13 protein-coding genes and 2 pseudogenes are annotated in these 16,859 nt (G+C 60.7%); 4 read left to right on the top strand and 11 right to left on the bottom strand.

All coding sequences use genetic code 11. The features are described from left to right. Nucleotides 1-483: 483 nt before the first annotated feature. The gene (locus tag BLT75_RS21020; RefSeq protein WP_093036793.1) at nt 484-2,415 is read right to left on the bottom strand and encodes an FAD-binding monooxygenase; all 1,932 of its coding nucleotides are present in this window, start codon (nt 2,413-2,415) and stop codon (nt 484-486) included. Nucleotides 2,416-2,560: 145 nt separating this feature from the next. Between BLT75_RS21020 and BLT75_RS21015 the strand changes: the two genes are divergently transcribed. Beyond that, nucleotides 2,561-2,998 (top strand): MarR family winged helix-turn-helix transcriptional regulator, encoded by a 438-nt coding sequence (locus BLT75_RS21015; protein WP_093036790.1) that lies wholly within the window; start codon nt 2,561-2,563, stop codon nt 2,996-2,998. 213 nt (nt 2,999-3,211) lie between these two features. After that, nucleotides 3,212-3,349: a hypothetical protein gene (locus BLT75_RS24480; protein WP_176828157.1), complete on the top strand. Its 138-nt coding sequence runs from the start codon at nt 3,212-3,214 to the stop codon at nt 3,347-3,349. 142 nt (nt 3,350-3,491) lie between these two features. On the opposite strand, the pseudogene BLT75_RS21010 reads toward BLT75_RS24480, so the two are convergent. Further along, nucleotides 3,492-3,721 (bottom strand): annotated as a pseudogene (locus BLT75_RS21010) (ATP-binding protein); the annotation flags it as partial. 400 nt (nt 3,722-4,121) lie between these two features. On the opposite strand from BLT75_RS21010, the gene BLT75_RS21000 reads away from it, so the two are divergent. Beyond that, a complete protein-coding gene (locus BLT75_RS21000; RefSeq protein ID WP_245706607.1) occupies nt 4,122-4,757 on the top strand; it encodes a TetR/AcrR family transcriptional regulator in 636 nt (211 codons plus the stop codon). A gap of 160 nt (nt 4,758-4,917) precedes the next feature. Here BLT75_RS21000 and BLT75_RS20995 read toward each other — a convergent pair whose 3' ends face one another. The 8 genes from BLT75_RS20995 to BLT75_RS20960 all read right to left on the bottom strand — a co-directional run bounded on the left by BLT75_RS20995 (nt 4,918) and on the right by BLT75_RS20960 (nt 16,021). Then, nucleotides 4,918-6,675 carry an AMP-binding protein gene (locus tag BLT75_RS20995; protein ID WP_093036781.1) on the bottom strand — a complete coding sequence of 586 codons (1,758 nt, stop codon included), beginning with the start codon at nt 6,673-6,675 and terminating at the stop codon, nt 4,918-4,920. 49 nt (nt 6,676-6,724) lie between these two features. After that, complete coding sequence (locus tag BLT75_RS20990; RefSeq protein ID WP_093036778.1) at nt 6,725-9,115, bottom strand: amidase; 2,391 nt, start codon at nt 9,113-9,115, stop codon at nt 6,725-6,727. 1 nt (nt 9,116) lies between these two features. Then, a complete protein-coding gene (locus tag BLT75_RS20985; RefSeq protein WP_093036775.1) occupies nt 9,117-9,833 on the bottom strand; it encodes an ATP-binding cassette domain-containing protein in 717 nt (238 codons plus the stop codon). Continuing rightward, the gene (locus BLT75_RS20980) at nt 9,826-10,863 is read right to left on the bottom strand and encodes a branched-chain amino acid ABC transporter permease (RefSeq protein ID WP_093036772.1); all 1,038 of its coding nucleotides are present in this window, start codon (nt 10,861-10,863) and stop codon (nt 9,826-9,828) included. The genes BLT75_RS20985 and BLT75_RS20980 overlap by 8 nt, the downstream gene beginning before the upstream one ends. Beyond that, nucleotides 10,863-11,729: an ABC transporter permease subunit gene (locus BLT75_RS20975; RefSeq protein WP_093036769.1), complete on the bottom strand. Its 867-nt coding sequence runs from the start codon at nt 11,727-11,729 to the stop codon at nt 10,863-10,865. Before BLT75_RS20975 ends, BLT75_RS20980 begins: the two co-directional genes overlap by 1 nt. A gap of 111 nt (nt 11,730-11,840) precedes the next feature. Continuing rightward, nucleotides 11,841-13,064: an urea ABC transporter substrate-binding protein gene (locus tag BLT75_RS20970; protein WP_093036766.1), complete on the bottom strand. Its 1,224-nt coding sequence runs from the start codon at nt 13,062-13,064 to the stop codon at nt 11,841-11,843. Nucleotides 13,065-13,125: 61 nt separating this feature from the next. Beyond that, nucleotides 13,126-14,763 (bottom strand): flotillin domain-containing protein, encoded by a 1,638-nt coding sequence (locus tag BLT75_RS20965; protein WP_093036763.1) that lies wholly within the window; start codon nt 14,761-14,763, stop codon nt 13,126-13,128. A gap of 136 nt (nt 14,764-14,899) precedes the next feature. Further along, nucleotides 14,900-16,021, bottom strand: a complete 1,122-nt coding sequence (locus BLT75_RS20960; protein ID WP_245706606.1) for a substrate-binding domain-containing protein — start codon at nt 16,019-16,021, stop codon at nt 14,900-14,902. 100 nt (nt 16,022-16,121) lie between these two features. Between BLT75_RS20960 and BLT75_RS20955 the strand changes: the two genes are divergently transcribed. After that, nucleotides 16,122-16,544 (top strand): MarR family winged helix-turn-helix transcriptional regulator, encoded by a 423-nt coding sequence (locus tag BLT75_RS20955; RefSeq protein WP_093036760.1) that lies wholly within the window; start codon nt 16,122-16,124, stop codon nt 16,542-16,544. 68 nt (nt 16,545-16,612) lie between these two features. Here the strand turns inward: BLT75_RS20955 and BLT75_RS20950 are convergent. Continuing rightward, a pseudogene (locus BLT75_RS20950) lies at nt 16,613-16,859 on the bottom strand (IS5/IS1182 family transposase); the annotation flags it as partial.

Genomic DNA, 16,859 nt, shown 5'->3' with positions numbered 1-16,859 from the left:
TCATATCGTTGACGACGGATAAGCTACTGATTTGCCCATGCGTTCATTCGAAATATCCAGCGATCTAGGCAACCGGAAACCTCACAAAGCCCTCAACTGCTTCGCCCGCTCAGCCATTCTGACAACCTCTGCGCCACGCCGCGCCCGATGACCTCTCCAGTGGTTAACGCAACGATCCTTGACCTGCCTTTAACGCCGTCTGTGTTGAAGAACCCACGCATGATCCCGGTCGAGCCGGCGACAACGGCGGGCACTGCCGCCACCATCAGGTTGTCCAAGTTCCCCCGCACGATCAGGGGCGTTGCGGCGACCAAGACCCTCTGCCGGAAACCACCCGCGCCACACGAAAAGACTGCCAATGGCAATCATTGTGAAAATGGGCAGCATCAACAGAAGCACATCGGTCATGGTCTCGCCTCAACGTCTAAAATGGATTGCGCCCCGCTCAAGGAAGAGCGCGGTGCGAATGGACTATTTTCCGGCTTATGCGCCGTGTTGCGGTTCGAATATCCCGTCAAAGAACGTGGTCAGATCATCAAATGCATCCAGCGGCAGAATGTGTGCGACATACTGGTCGGGCCGCACGACAATCAGGCACCCGCTCGTTCGGTCGATTCCGCGCATGTCGTAGATATCATCGCCCAGCTTGTGATCTACGCAGAAGACTTTCTCGAAGTCACGCAATCCGTAACGCCCTTTTGCGGGTCGCAGCAGCGAGGGCATGTCCTCATAGTTCAGGGATTTGAAGTCTTGTTGGAACACGGCGCGCAAGTCGATCAGGGCGTCGATATCTTCATCTTTGCGCGTGAACCGCTGAACGGGCGAGGCGGGGTCGTTTTCCAGCCAGTCGCACAGCCTTTCGATTGCCCCGCCGGGGGCGCCCACGTCATATTGCCCGGCAAAGGCATAGAGGCGCCAACGGCCATCCGCCTCGGCCACATGACCAAGGTGCAGGGGTTTGGCGTCTGAGAGCCGAATTACCGGGGCGGAATGGAAGCGTTTCCCAAGGATCTGTCCCGTCGCGAGCTGCTGATGAGTGGGCTCGGCAATGATCCGTGAGGGATCGTACTTTACCGCCAGTCCGCCGGTGAATTCGAGGTTTTCGATAAACTGCTTCTGAAAGCGCGGCATGTCGGTGCCGTCCAACTCAGACTTGCCAGGCGGCGCGCTCATGATACGGGCCCATTTGTGGTCGGTCTCAACCAGACGCTTAGCCTCTTCCAGCCGTTCGGCGGAATAGCTGTGCAAGAGGCTGGCATCGGACCGGCCCGTCAGCACATGGGCCAGTTTCCAGCCCAGATTGAAGGTGTCGCCCATCGAGACGTTCATGCCCTGACCCGCCTTCGGGCTGTGGGTGTGGCAGGCGTCGCCCGCGGTGAAGACGCGGGGGTTGCGTGTGGTGGTCTCGCCTTCCGGCACGTCATCGAACTTGTCCGTCAGGCGGTGCCCGATCTCGTAGATCGACCACCAAACCACTTCCTTTACGTCCACGGTATAGGGCCGCATAATCCGGTTCGCCGCCGCGATGATGTGTTCGGACGTCAGGTTCCGGTTCGCGACGCGTTCATCGGGGTTGAGCTTATCGAGTTCCACATACATCCGGAACAGGTAGCCGCCTTCGCGCGGGATGATCAGCACGTTGCCTTCGCGGGCCGACTGGATCAGGCATTTGCGGCGCAGGTCCGGGAAATCCGAATTCGCGAGAATGTCCATCACGCCCCAGGCCTGATGCGCGGCGTCGCCATGCAGTTTGCCACCGATCGCCTTGCGCACGTTGCTGCGTGCCCCGTCGCAGCCAACGACGTAGTTCGCGCGAACGGTCACCGTTTCGCCCGCGCTGCCGTCTTCCTTGACCCGTTCCAGCGTGACGCTCACCGGGTGATCTTCGGTGCCCGTGTCGATTTCGAGATCCACGACCCGCAGCCCGTAATGCGGCTCCAACCGGGTCGGGGATTTCTTCATCACGTCCAGGAAAAGCTGGTGAATGCGCGCCTGATTGACGATGGTATGCGGCATCTCGGACTGATCATCCGCCACATCCTGCGCGATTCCGACCCGGCAAATGTGGTCCGTATTCGCGGGATCGGGCTTCCAGAACGTGGTCTGGTTCACCCAGTAGGCCTCGCGCTTGACCTTGTCGGCAAAGCCAAAGGCCTGGAACATCTCCATCGACCGCACATTCACGCCATCGGCCTGTCCTTTTTCCATGGGGCCATGCTTTGGCTCGACGATCATCGTTGTGATCCCGGGAAAGGCCGCAAGTTGCGCCGCAAGGCACAGCCCCGCAGGACCGCAGCCGGCAATCAGCACGTCGACTGTCTGAGGCACCGCACCACCGTGGGGTTGCTCTCGACCGGGGGCGGGGGCCTTGAGATCCGGATCTCCGGGTCTGAACCCGTCAACATAGTACTGCATTGTTTTCTCCGAGTGCTGTGTCGCGTCGAACTATAGTATATATACTTACTATATTGAATCAAAAAAGGTATGCATACATACCTTTTCGGTTGTACTAACGATATGTGATAGCCGTATCGGAACGCGCATTCAGGAGTATCCACAGATGAATGTCACTGGCATGGCAGGACATTTGATCCGCCGACTGAACCAGCTTTCGACCCAAGTGTTCACGCATCGCATGCAGCAAGCGGGATTTGACCTCACACCGGTTCAGTTCGCTGCACTCGACACCATTCATGCGAATCCAGGACTGGACCAAGCGCGCGTTGCGGCGAGGATCGCTTATGACAAGGCGACAATCGGAGGCGTTATCGACCGGTTGGAACAAAAGGGCTATGTCGAGCGGTCCGTCAGCAAATCCGACCGGCGTGCAAGAGAGGTCAGGCTCACAAACAACGGCCGAAAGACGTATGAGGAATTATTGCCGATCGTTGCAGAGTTGCAGTCGGAGATACTCTCGGGTCTCGAACCGGCGGAACAAGAACAGTTTCTGATGCTGGCCACGAAGGCGATCCACGCTGGTTCGCGCGACCCGCAGTAGTTACACAGAAACAACAAAGAAGCCACATTATTAAAATAAACTTCTCTATTGGACCTCGACATGTGCAGCGGCTCTGTTCCACAAATCCTGTGAGAGATTCATCTTGTGAATCCAGCATATTAGCTGCGGGGCACGTTTCGAGGCGGCGACCGTTACGCACGTCACTGGTACGATCTTGAACGCCTGCAGGCCGTGGGTGTCGCTGCAAGGGCTATGGAGAACAAGGCGGTCGCCCAAGATTACCGGAAAATGCAGGAAGCGGGATTGCTTGAGTCAGACGCAATCGCTTTCGATGATTTAATGGCGCGTCTGATGGATCTTCAAGATCAGGCCAATGCGCGTCCTGCGTGAGGGAAGCGATTTCGGTGATGGGAGCGCATCCTTCATGACACCGTCTACCAACGTCGTGCCGATTGACAACATCCAGGAAACGCATCGAGCCTCCGCCTGATGAACTGAACGGCAAATAGCCGAGTTCGTCGAGGATGACCTAGTCAACCTTGGTGAGCATCTCGGTCATTCTGCCGGCCTTTCCGAGCGCCTTTTCCTGTTCCAGTGCATCGGCGAGTTCCACGGTCGAGTTGAAGCGCACTTTGCATCTGTGATGCTCGATAGCCTGAACGCCGATGACCGTTGCCCCTCCTGGCAGATTGCTGCGCAAAAGCCTGCCGGGCAATGGATGTGGCTTTTGCGCGCCCCAGGGCCGCCGATCAGGACAACGTTTTCGGGATTTCCGTGAACGGCGCGCCATTGCGCAGGGCCCCGGGTTTGCGCTGGATCACCGCCAGATAATGGCGCCAATCATAGATAACCCTGCCAGGTTTGTGGTGCGACCGCTCGATGATGCGGTCGTGGATGCAGACGGTTTGGCCGAGTGGTGTCAGCTTTGCTCCGCCTAAATTCCTGCGGTTCCAGGGAAACTGAAACCAGTTAGAATCCGACTGACAGCGACCAAAAGACAAATAACGCACTAACTAGTTACTTCTTTGTGCATCACTCCGTCAAGCCTATGATAAAGACGCGTCGTCGCATAAAGTGCTGCTTGAGAACCGGATTTTGACTGACCGGGCGAGAATGGACATCAAGCATAGAGAAAGTCACAAGGCCCGGTGGAGACATGGTAGTGAAAACAACAAAGAAAGTTCGCGATGCCGATGCAACGCAAGCGCGGATCCTGGCGGCGGCGAAAAAGGAGTTTGCCAAGAGTGGTCTGGGTGGAGCCCGCGTTGATGAAATCGCCGACCGGGCTAAAGCCAACAAGCGGATGATCTATCACTACTTCGGTAACAAGGAAGACTTGTTTCGAATCGTTCTGGAAGAGGCCTATACCGACATCCGAACCGCTGAACAGGCCCTGGAGCTGGAGCACCTTCCTGCCCGCGAGGCACTTGAAAAGCTGATCAGGTTCACCTGGGAATACTACCTGAAAAACCCTGAGTTCATCACTTTGGTAAACAGCGAGAACCTCCACAAAGCGCGCCATCTCAAGAAGTCGGACAAGATCGAGAATCTGTTCAAACGGTTTGTCGGTATGGTCGGCGCGCTCCTGGATCGGGGCGTGGAGGAAGGCACATTCCGCCCCGGGATCGATCCCGTACAACTCAACATCACGATCGCGGCCATCGGGTATTATTACCTGACCAACCGATTTACAGGCTCCATCGTTTTCCAGCGCGATCTGATGGCACCAGAGGCATTGGAGGAACGGTTGGCCTTCAACATCGAAACCATCATGCGCATGGTTTGCATAGATCCCTGAATGTCATCCAAGGCTCGGTTGTCCGGCACGGATGGCGGCATATACTGACCCGATCAGTTACCTGGGCCGAGGGTGCTATCGGGAAGGTGTTTGGCGACCCGGCCTTGAGGGGTCGCCGATTTCCGACAATTCAGAGGTCCAATGTCGCACCGGGCTGGTCTTAGCGCGAATGCCGAAGTTCCTCCATTGTCTTTTCTCGCATCACGAATTTCTGCACCTTGCCGGTGATCGTCATCGGCATCTCCTCGACCACGCGGAAATGGCGGGGGATCTTGTAGTGTGCGATCTGGCCCTGGCAGAACGCCCGCAACTCTTGGGCATTCAGCGCCTCTCCGGGCCGGGCCGTGGCCCAGGCGCAAACCTCTTCGCCGAACTTCTCGTCGGGGATGCCGAACACCTGCACATCGCTGACCTTGGGATGGCGGATCAGGAATTCCTCGATCTCGCGCGGATAGATGTTCTCGCCTCCGCGGATGATCATGTCCTTCACCCGCCCGACGATTGTGCAGAACCCCTCGTCATCGAACACCGCCAGATCGCCGGTATGCATCCAGCCGTCCGTGATGCTCTCGGCGCTCTTGGCCGCATCGTCCCAATACCCTTTCATCACCGAATAGCCGCGGGTGCACAGCTCTCCCTTTTCGCCCACGGCAACGATATCGCCATCCGGCCCGACCAGCTTGACCTCGAGATGCGGATGCACGCGGCCCACCGTTTCGCAACGCTTGTCGATCGGATCGTTGACGAAACTTTGGAATGACACCGGCGAGGTTTCGGTCATGCCATAACAGATTGTGACCTCACTCATGTTCATCTTGGAATTGACCCGCCGCATCAACTCGATGGGGCACGGCGCCCCGGCCATGATACCCGTCCGCATCGCGCTCAGATCGCGCGGGCGGGCTTCCAACGCCTCGAGCATGGCGACGAACATTGTCGGCACGCCATAAGCGGCGGTGCAGTGCTCCCGCTCCAGTGCATCGAGCGTTGCCACCGGGTCGAACCCTTCGCCCGGAAACACCATGGCGGCCCCCTTGCTGATCGCCCCCATCACGCCCATGACCATGCCGAAACAGTGGTAAAGCGGCACCGGAATGGCGAGCCGGTCGGTCTCGGTCAGGTTGATCCGCCCGGTCACGAAGCGAGCGTTGTTGACGATGTTGTAGTGCGAGAGCGTCGCGCCCTTGGGGCTGCCGGTGGTGCCCGAGGTGAACTGGATGTTGATCGCGTCGTCGGGGTTGAGCGTCCGGTCGACCGTCGGCAGGCGCAACAGCTGGGCCGGCCCGCCCAACCGGCGCAGCGCTTCGAAGGAAAAGGTGCCGGCAACCGGCTCCTCGCCCATCACCACGACGCTGCGCAAATGTGGCAACTTGGCCGAATGCAGCCGCCCCGGCGCGCAGCTCTCCAGCTCGGGCGCCAGGTGCCGAACCATGCCCACGTAATCCGATGTCTTGAACGCCCGGGCACAGATCAGCGCCTTGCAGCCCACCTTGTTGAGCGCATACTCCAGCTCGGCCAACCGGTAGGCCGGGTTGATGTTCACCATGATCGCCCCGATCCGCGCCGTGGCGAATTGCGTCAGCACCCACTCGAACCGGTTAGGCGACCAGATGCCGACCCGGTCGCCCTTCTCCAGCCCCAGGGCCAGCAGACCCGAGGCCAGTTCATCCACCGCCCGGTCCAGGTCGTAATAGTTCAGCCTTTTGCCCTGCTCGCAAAACACCATCGCCTCGCGCGGGCCAAAGCGCGACACCGCCTCGCGCAGCAGCTGCGGGATGGTGATATAGGTCAGCGGCGGGCTCGACGGCCCCCGGACATAGGACATCCCGCCCTGAGGGGCGAGCGTTTCAGGCCCCACTTCGGTGGTTGTATCCCAGCCGGAAATCCGGCTGGATAGACTTTCGCTCAGGATCGACATTCTCCGCCTCCCTTGAATGGCCCGGATGAGTCAGTATCACCCCGTCTGGTCACATGGCACGCCAATCGCCGCTTTGCTCAAAGGCATGTGCCGCCTGATAAATCTTCATCTCGCCGTAATTCGCCGCCACGAGCATCATCCCGATAGGCAGCCCTTCGCTCAGCCCGCAGGGCACGCTCATAGCGGGCAGGCCGCCATTGAACGGCGCGGTATTGGGAACCATCTCGAATGCCCGCTGAACATAAAGGCTGATCGAGCAGTCGGGCGGCGGGATCTCCTGCGGTTTGATCGGCAGGGTCGGCATCAGCAGCAGGTCGTATTGTTTCAGCGCAGCAAGGTAGCGCTCGTTCACCTTGCGCATGATATTCTGACCCTTGCCATAGAACCGCCCGCGATACTGGCTCTGGAAATGCTCGCCCACGAACATGCAGGCCTTCAGCGAATGGCTCAGCTCGTCGGCACGGTTGCGCCATTGCGCCATGTGATCCGTCATGGATGGCAGGAACAGGCCGCGATAGTTGGTGCCGGTCGAGTTGCCCCACATCATCAGGTCCTGGAGCCCTTCGAGCGTGATCGCGGTCCAGGCATCCATCGCGGTATAGTGCTCGGGGATCGACACCTCTTCGACCCGTGCGCCCAGTTCGCGGAACCGCTCGGCGGCTTGCATGACCTTCTGGTTCACGTCCAGCTCGGAATTGGGATGGGCAAAGCCCTCTTTCAACACGCCGATCCGCATCCCCTGCGCCCCTCGGCCCAGTGCCTCGGTATAGCGGTAGACCTTTGGCTTGTATTGCCGCGGGTCAAGCCCGTCTTCCCCGGCCAGCACCTCCAGCAAAAGCGCATTGTCCGCCACGTTGTTGGTTACCGGGCCAAGGTGGTCGATCGTCTGTTCGATCGGCATCGCACCGGTATAGGGCACCAGCCCATGGGTCGGCTTCATGCCATAGACCCCGCAGTTGGACGACGGGATGCGGATGGACCCGCCCTGGTCCCCGGCGATGGCCATGTCGACCTCGCCCGCCGCCACCAAGGCCGCCGAGCCGCTGGATGATCCCCCCGCCATGTAGCCGCGCTTCCACGGGTTGTGGACCGGGCCCTTGGCGTTGGTATGCGACCCGCCCGACAGGCAGAAGTTCTCGCAATGCGCCTTTCCGGCGATCACCGCGCCGGCATCCAGCATCCGGGTGACAATGGTTGCGTCGATCTCGGGCGTATAGCCCTCCATGATCGACGAGCCGTTCATCATCGGCACCCCGGCCAGACAGATAGTATCCTTTATCGCGATCCGCTTGCCGCGCAGTGGCCCATCGGGCGCGCCGCGCACCTCGGTCTTCACATACCATGCATTCAGCGGGTTCTCCGACAAGTCCGGGAAATGCCCGGGAGACCGTGGATAGCGCACCTCGGGCAAGTAATCGGGCATCGCGTCGAGCCGGTCATAGGCCTGCATATAGGGTTCGATGATCTGGGTGTATTCCATCAGGTCCTGATCCGACAGGCTCATCCGGAAACGGTCTGCCATGGCCCGCATCTGGGCAAGCGTAGGGCGTCTGATACTCATTGCGGTCCCCGCTGAGGTGATATGGGTTTGTGGTTTGGCCGGGTCGCGGCGCGGCCCGGTGCCAGCCGGGAACGAGGGCATCTCGGCTACGGATCGCGGCGACGATGGCGGGGCGGATCTGGTGACCGTACCCTGTGCCCGTGTCGACCGGGCTGCACCAAAGCCAAGGAACTGATCCACCTTGCTCTGATCACTCAGTTCGGCGCGGCTCAATTCGCCCGCGATCCGGCCTCGTTCCAGCACCAGAACCCGGTCGCTGAGATCGGCGATGAAATCGAAGTTCTGTTCCACAAGCAGCACCGAAAAGCCCCGACTGCGGCGCAGTTTCAGCAGGGTTTCGGCCATTTCCTCGATGATCGAGGGCTGGATGCCCTCGGTCGGCTCGTCCAATAGCAGGAAATCCGGATCGCCCATGAGGCAGCGCGCCAGCGCCAGCAACTGCTGTTCGCCTCCCGACAGCGCGCCACCGTCGCGATCCAACAGCGGGCGCAGGCGCGGGAAATCGGCCAGCACGCTTTCCATCACGTCCTGTTCCGAGGCGCCGGAATAATCGTGCCAGGCAAAGCGCAGGTTGTCGCGCACCGAAAGCTGCGGGAAAATCCCGCGCCCCTGCGGCACATAGCCCAACCCCAGCCCGGCGCGTTCATAGGGTGCCATGCGAGTGATCTCGGCGGCATGGAACCGCACGCTGCCCGACGTCGCGGGCAAGAACCCCATCAGCGTTTTCAAGAGCGTGGTCTTGCCCATGCCGTTGTGGCCCAGAATGCCTACCACCTCGCCCTCGGCGACGGCAAAGTCGATGCCGTGCAGGATCGGCACCTTTCCATAGCCCCCGGACAAGCCCTTGACCTCCAGCGTCATGGTTACGTCTTCCGCCATCTCAGGCCTTCTTTCCCAGATAGACATTGCGCACCTGTGGATCGGCCATCACCCGGTCCACATGATCCTCCATCAGCACCGCGCCCTGGTGGAACACCGTCACCTGTTCCGCGATCGAGCGGATGAATTGCATATCATGCTCGACGATAACGATCGCGGCGGTCTTGTTCAGTTCGCGGATGATATCGGTCATCCTGTCCACGTCCTCGGCGCTCATCCCCGCCGCCGGTTCGTCGAGCAGCACAAGCCACGGGTCGGCCACCGCCACCAGGCCCAGTTCAACCCGCTGCCGCTCGCCATGCGCAAGCTGGCCCAGGTTACTGCGGGCAATTGATCCCAGTGCCAGCCGCTCGATCATCTCGGTGGTCTTCCGGCCTGCCTCGTCGGAGGGATAAAACCGCCGGGCCGCCAGCCAGATATTCTCGAAGACATTCAGGTTATCCATCACGCTGGGCGTCTGCATCTTGATGCCCACCCCCAGCGAGGCGATCTGATGCGGCATCCAGTGGGTGGTTTCATGCCCGCGCATGAACACCTGACCTTCGGTCGGGGTTTGCAGGCCGGTCACGCATTTGAAAAAGGTCGATTTGCCCGCGCCATTGGGCCCGATCAGGCACCGCAGTTCGCGCGCGCGCAGCTTGAAATTCACGTTGTCGGCGGCGGTTACCCCGCCAAAGCGCATGGTCAGCGCCTGGGTTTCCAGAACGATCTCAGCCATTGAGCCGCTCCCGGTTGCGGGTCCGGCGGACCTGATGGATGCGTCCCAGCGGGCGGCGGCCAAAGCTGATCCGCCAGAGCGAGGCCAGCGCCGGCACGATCCCGCGCGGCAGGAACAGCACGAAGAGAACCAGGATCAGCCCCATGATCAATGTGTTGTCGATCATGCTTTGCTGTCCCAGCAGGAACTTGAGATAGGCCAACCCAGCCGCCCCCAGGATCGGCCCCAACCGGGTACCCAGGCCCCCGACGATGCACCAGATGATGATCTCGGCCGATTGGCTCAGGGAAAAGAGATTCGGCGTGACGATCTCGCCCCAGTTGGCGAACAGCGCACCCGCCAGCCCGGCAATCGCCGCGCCCACGGCAAACAGCGCCGTCTTGCGCGCCCGCACGTCATAGCCCATCAGCGCGATCCGGGTCTCATTCTCGCGGATGCCGACCGCGACGCGCCCAAAGCTCGACCTGAGCAGTGCCGAGACAAGCACAAAGACAATCGCCAGCGCCACCGCGCAGACATAGAAATAGGCGTCGCCCCAGATAAAGGCCGACGGGTCACCCGGCACGTTCAATGTCTGAAAGCCGGGAATGCCGTTGAACCCGCCCATCCGCGCCTTGCCAATCACGTATTGCGGCCCGGCGGTAGAGTTCATGAACTTGAAGAGGATGAGCGTCACCACCAGCGTGATCACACCCAGATAGACATCCGTGAGCCGCCCATAGAACATCATCGCGCCCAACAGGGCGGCAAAGACCGCAGGCACCAGCACGGCCAGGATCATCGGCACCGTGCTTTCGCCGATGTTGATCGCGGCAATCGCATAGGTATAGGCGCCGAGCCCGAAAAACGCCGCCTGGCCAAAACACAGAATGCCGCCAAAGCCCCAGATCAGCCCCAGGCTCAAACCCAGCATGCCGTAGATCACCAGCACCGTGAGTGTATAGGTCGCGATCATCAGCGGCATGATCCAGATCAGGATGGCCGAAACGAGGATCGTCAGGATCACGTCGCGCGACAGGCTGCCGGTCATCACAGCCTCCCCTTCAGGAAGCGCCCGGTGATGCCCTGCGGCAGCAGGCGCAGCAGGATGACAGCCGCCACCAGCAACGCGACCTCGCCGATCACCGGCGATATGGCAAAGGTAAAGACCTGGCTCACGATGCCGAAGAACCCGGCGCTCGACAGCAGGCCGGCCACCAGCGACGGCCCGCCCGCGATGACGGTAATAAAGGCCTTGGCGATATAGGCCCCGCCTGATGTCGGCACCAGGCCGACCAGTGGCGCCAGCACCGCGCCCGCCAGACCAGAAAGCGCCGAGCCGCAGAAGAATGTCGCCATATAGATCCGGTCGGGGCTGTAACCCAGCGACGCCGCCATATCGGCGCGTTGCATTGCCCCCCGCGCCACCAGCCCGGCGCGGGTAGTCTTGAGTACGGCAAGAATGCCGATCAGCAGCAGCACCGACACCACGATGATGAAGAAGTTGTAGCCGTTGATCTGGTAACCGCCGACCGCGAAACCGGGGATCGGCGTTGAAATCCCGGTGGTGGTATTGCCAAATATCATCGTGGTCATGCCGATGAAGAACAGGCTAAGCCCCCATGTCGCCAGCATGGTGTCGACCAGCCTTCCATATAGGTGCCGGATCACCAGTCGCTCGACAACCAGTCCGATGAGGCCCACGATCAGCGGCGCGATGACCAACATGGCGACAAAGACGTTCACGCCTAGGTTCACGGCGGTGATGGTGGCATAGCCGCCCATCATCATGAATTCGCCATGCGCCAGGTTGATCACCTTCATCATGCCGAAAACTACCGCCAGCCCCGCCCCGATGAGGATGAGCGAGGCGACGGCGTAAAGCATCTCCACCAGTATGACGAATGAAAGGTCCATCTTGTCTTTCGTTCTCTTCGCGCGTGCAGGGGCTGTCCCCCGGCGCAGGCACCGGAGGGGAGTTAGGGGGCGAGGTGGCACATGCCGCCCCGCCTCAGATCCGCAGAAACGTCAGATCTGGATTTCGTATTGGGTGTTGTCGTCCGGGTTGGCCTCCAGATCGCACACCGTCTGGGTGTCAATCGGCGGGCGCTGAGACAGGGTTTCAACCACGTCCATCTTCTGGTCCTTGAACTTCATCAGATGCACGTCGACGGTGGCGTGGTGCGTCTTGGGATCGACGGTGTATTTTCCCGCCGGTCCATCAAACGACACGCCCGTTTCCAGCGCCGCAACAACCGCGTCACGCTCGACCGAGCCGGCCATCTCCACGCCCTTGGCCCAGGTGTGAACACCGTAATAGGTCGAGATTGCCAGTTCGTGCAGCGCGCTGGGATCGCCATAGGCAGCGCTCCATCGCTCCTTGAAGGCGGTGTTGGCTGGTGTGTCGAGGTCCTGGCTATAGGAATAGGCCACCATGATGCCATTGCCCTCTTCGGGGGTCAGCACCTTGTGTTCGTTGCCGACGCCCAGCGTGGTCGAGGCCAGCGGGATCTTGTCCTTCATCCCCGAGGCCGCCCATTGCCGGAAGAAGCTCAGATGCGCGCCGCCCACCAGCGGTGCGATCACCAGATCGGGCGCGGCGGTCTGGATCTTGGCGATGGTCGCCCCGAAATCGGCCACGTCAAGCGGGAAGAAATCGGTCGAAAGCACCTCGCCCCCGGCATCGCGCACGTATTTCTCGATCCACCGCGCGGTGATCTGACCATAGTTATAGTCGGCGGCCAGCGTATAAACCTTTTTGCCGCCCGCCTCTTTCATCGCCCAAGGCACTAGCACCTCGGCCTGCTGCGCGGGGGTGAGACCATTGCAGAAGATGTTGCGGTCGCAGACGCCACCCTCATACTGGACGTTGTAGAAATAGAGCGTCCCGGTCTTGCGCATGGTCTGGCGGATCGCCTCGCGCGAGGCGCTGAGGATGCCGCCATGCACCACATCGACCTTGTCCTGACGGGTCAGCTGTTGGGCGTATTGTGAATACAGCGCCATGTCCGACTGGGTGTCATAGGCCATCACCTCGATCTTGCGGCCCAGCAGCCCGCCTGCGCCGTTGATCTCGTTCACCGCCAGGCGCAGCGCCATGTCCATCGGCTTGCCATAGGCGTCGAAGATGCCCGAGGTGTCGACGATCGAGCCGAGCTTGATCGTGTCGGCCGCCAGCACCGCCCGAGGTAACATTGCCGCACCCGTCATCGCCGCCGTCGCGCCCAGGAATTTCCGTCTGTTAAGTGTCATCCCATTTACCTCCGTGTTGTCTGTCTTGGTGTCATGCGCGGATGTATTCCGCGTCCTTGCTTCATTTGCCGTTGTCACGGTCGTCGCGTTCGATTTCGCGCTGGCTCGGGCGTTCGCCGGTCTTGCCCTTGATCCGGTTGGCGTAGTCCGCCGTCCGTCCGGCCAGATTGGCGTCGAAATCCAGGCCGATTTCCTCGCCCATCTGTTTCATCGCAGGCAGCCGCACCGCCATGCCCAAAATCTGGTCCATCGCCGCACCAAAGGCGCCGTCCACGCCGCCCTCTCCGGTTCCGCCTCCACCCATACCGCCAATCTGGTTGATGCGGATCGAGTCGATCTTCTCCACCGGCTTCATCATCTGGGTCATGATCTCGGGCATGCGGTCGAGCTTGCGTTCTTCCAGCCGCATCCGGATTACAGCATCCGACAGCGTGTTCTCGGCCGAGTTCAGCGCCATGCGGCCGGCAGCTTCAGCTTCCATCCGGGTCCGCTCGGCCTCGGCCGTCTTGGTCGCCGCTGTCGCCTCGGCCTGAGCGCGCGACAACAGGGTGTCGACCTCTCGCTTGACGCGGGCCTCCTCCAACTCGCTGTCCTTTTCCTGTTTCAGCCGGGAAATCTCGCGCTCGCGTTCGGCCTGGGCGCGTTCCTTTTGGGCCTGCACATGCTCGGCCGCCAGCAGCACCTTGGCTCGCGCCTCTTCTTCGGCGGCCTTGGCCTCGGCCTCTTCGGCGCGCCTGCGGGCCAGCTGGATGCCGTTGGCGATCTTGACCTCCTCCAGCGACAGGATCGCCGCCATCTCGGCCTTGCGCAGCGCCTCATCATTTTCGACCTGGCTGGTCTTTACCCGCCCGTCGTTTGCGATCCTTGCGGTCTCGGCCACCAGCCGCGCGACGTCGCGGGCCTGTTCCTCGCGCGATTTCGCCTCTGCTTCGAGCTTGACCAGATATTCCTGCTGCGCCACTTCGGCCTCGCGCTCGGCCCGTTTCAGCTCCAGCGCCCGCTGATGCTGCGCGAGCTGGCTTTCACGTACAGCGATATCAGCCTCGGTCTCGACCTTGACGCGGGCCTTGCGCTGGTCGGCCACCAGTTCGGCCAGACGCCGCATCCCTTGCGCGTTAAAGGCGTTGTTCTCGTTCCACTGGGTCAGATCACTCTGATCGACATGAATGAGAGAGACCGACACGAGCATCAGGCCCTGCCTTGCCGCCTGTGTCTCGATCGCCGCAGCCACGTCGGCGGCAAACCCCGCCCGATCGAGGTGAATCTCAGCAAGGCTGCGCGTTGCTGCCGCGTTCTGGATCGCATTGACCAGCGTACCTGACATCACATCCTCGAGCCCGTCCGTCCCACGGGCAATCCGGTGGCCGAGGGCCTGCGCCGCCGTGGCGATCCCCTCTTCGGTCGGCGCCACCCGCAATTCGCAATCAAAGCTTAGATCGGCGCGCATCTGGTCGCGCGTCAGAACCGCATCGCGGCCGGTGCGGGAAACTCGGAAATTCAGCGTTCCCATCGACACCCGCTGCACCCGGTGCAGGATCGGCAGCGCGATGCAGCCGCCATCGATCACCACCCTCCGTCCACCCAATCCGGTGCGCACCAGTGCGCTGTCGAGCGTCGATTTGGCGTAATAGCGTTGCAGGAACCAGATGCCGACAAGCAGGACAAGTACGGCAAGCACCAGAATGGCGATCCAGAGCACGGTTTCTCTCCCCGGTTATACAGTTTTCCTGACCTCACGACGGACGCCGGAAATTGTTACCTGAACGGTGAGAGATTTTATTTTCCAATTCAAGTAAAAAATTGAAATGGAAAATGTTTTCGCCTAAGATTTTGTTTTAGAATGAGTTAATGACCTCAAATTTCAACCCATCGGCTCTGGCCAGATAGATCTGTGCGCGGTTCGGGCGGGCTGTCCCCTGGCGTTGGCGCGCACTGCGGTGAATCACTGGCGGGATGGCACCGTGGCTTTTGTTCTGCCATGTCCTAGGCTGTTCCTGCAGCAATCCGGCCAGGAAATGTACGCCCTCATAGGTCGATTGCCCCAGCGCGTTCAGCACCGGCGCCTGGTCGCCGTGAAGCCCGTAGTAAACCTCTTTGAAGGCGGCATTCGCCTCGGTCGGCAGCGATGCGAAATAGGAGGACGCCACGAACATCCGCTTGCTGTTGCGCGCACCACTGGCCAACAGAGCGTTTTCGTCGACCGCACAGGACAGGCGCACGATCCGGTCGTGCAGTCCGGCCGCGCCAAAGGCCCTGTTGAACGCAACCGCGTCCTGTCCGACCAGCGATATCAGCACCGCCTCGGCGCCTGACATGGCGATATCATCGACATGCCGCGCCATGTTGCTCAGCCCAAAGGGCAGGTATTTCTCATAGGCGAGGTTGACCGCCAATTGCTTCAGCTTGGCCTTTGCATTCAGATGCGACATCCGTGGCCAGACATAATCGTTGCCGATCAGGGCCCAGCTTTTCGGGCGGTACTGGCTTTGCATCAATTCCATCGACGGGCCCAGCTGTTCGTCCGGCGTCTCGCCGATGGCAAACAGCCCGGCGGTCGTCTCCCCACCCTCGTAAAGCGGCGTGTAGATATAGGGGATGCGCTGGCGCACCACCTTGCTCAGCCGCTGGCGGATCGCGCTGATATGCATCCCCACGATGGCATCTATCGACCGGCTTTCGATCAGGTCATTGACGGTTTCCTCGATCGGCAGGCTCGATTCCTGTGCGGCGTCGATCATGATCAGCTGCACCTTGCGCCCGTTCAGCCCGTGGCCGCGGTTCAGTTCCTCAACCGCCGCCTGGGCGCTGGAGATGCAAGACGGCGCCCACAGTCCGGCCGCCCCGCAAAGCGGGATCAGCAAGGCGATGCGATAGCTGCTGCGTGAGGCGGCCATTGGGCCGTCACGTAACTCGGCCAGCTCGGTCGGAACGAAAAGTTCGGCAGCAAACCTGTTCATGTCGATCACGCCCCTCCACGCGGACAGGGAATTCGCACATTGCATTTGAATTTATTTTCCAAGTCAATTAAATTCTGGCAAAAGACCGAGCGAGTGCCCCATGGATCAGCCCGACAGACCAATGACCAACCAGTTGTCCTATGCGCTGGCTGCCGCGCATCGCAGGATCAATGCCTCTCTCAATGCTCGGCTGCGCGGGCACGGCATCCAGATCGAGGCGTGGCGCCTGCTCGAAGCGTTGGAATCGGGTCAACGCTTTACCATGGGCGAATTGGCCGAGATCGTGCTGATGAACCCGCCGGCGCTGACCAAACTGGTTGACCGCATGGTCTCGGACGGTTTGGTCCATCGCCAGGTCGCCCAGAGCGATCATCGCAAGATCAACGTGCTGACCACCGCACTTGGGCGCAAGCGCATGATGCAGATCCGGCGTGAGATCGAAGATCAGGATGCCAGCATTCAACGGCAGCTCGGCGAAAGCGACTCGCAGAAACTGATCAGCCTGTTGCAAGGTATCACGTGAGGCGCAGGACCATAGGCGTTGTTGCATAAATCAGCCAAGGGGCGGACGTCCCCTTTCCCCGGACGGATTTACTCTACGGGCACGGTGACGGGTATGCCAAGCGCGGTGTAGCCGTTCAGCACGGCAATGCGGACCTGCAATTCCACGACCTGGCGATCGAAGTCTAGAGCCATCAGTGACTGACCAAGCAGCTTGATGCAGTTCATCCTGGACTCGACACGGCTCCTGCGGTGATAACCGCTCCATCGTCGCCAGATAGCGCGACCCAGGTACTTTGAGGCTCGCAGAGCTTCGTTGCGTGCGACGGCGCCCGGG

The organism is Ruegeria marina, assembly GCF_900101475.1.
GTDB lineage: Bacteria > Pseudomonadota > Alphaproteobacteria > Rhodobacterales > Rhodobacteraceae > Ruegeria_B > Ruegeria_B marina.
The sequence above is the reverse complement of the archived record's forward strand: the minus strand, read 5'-3'. Positions and strand labels throughout refer to the sequence as shown.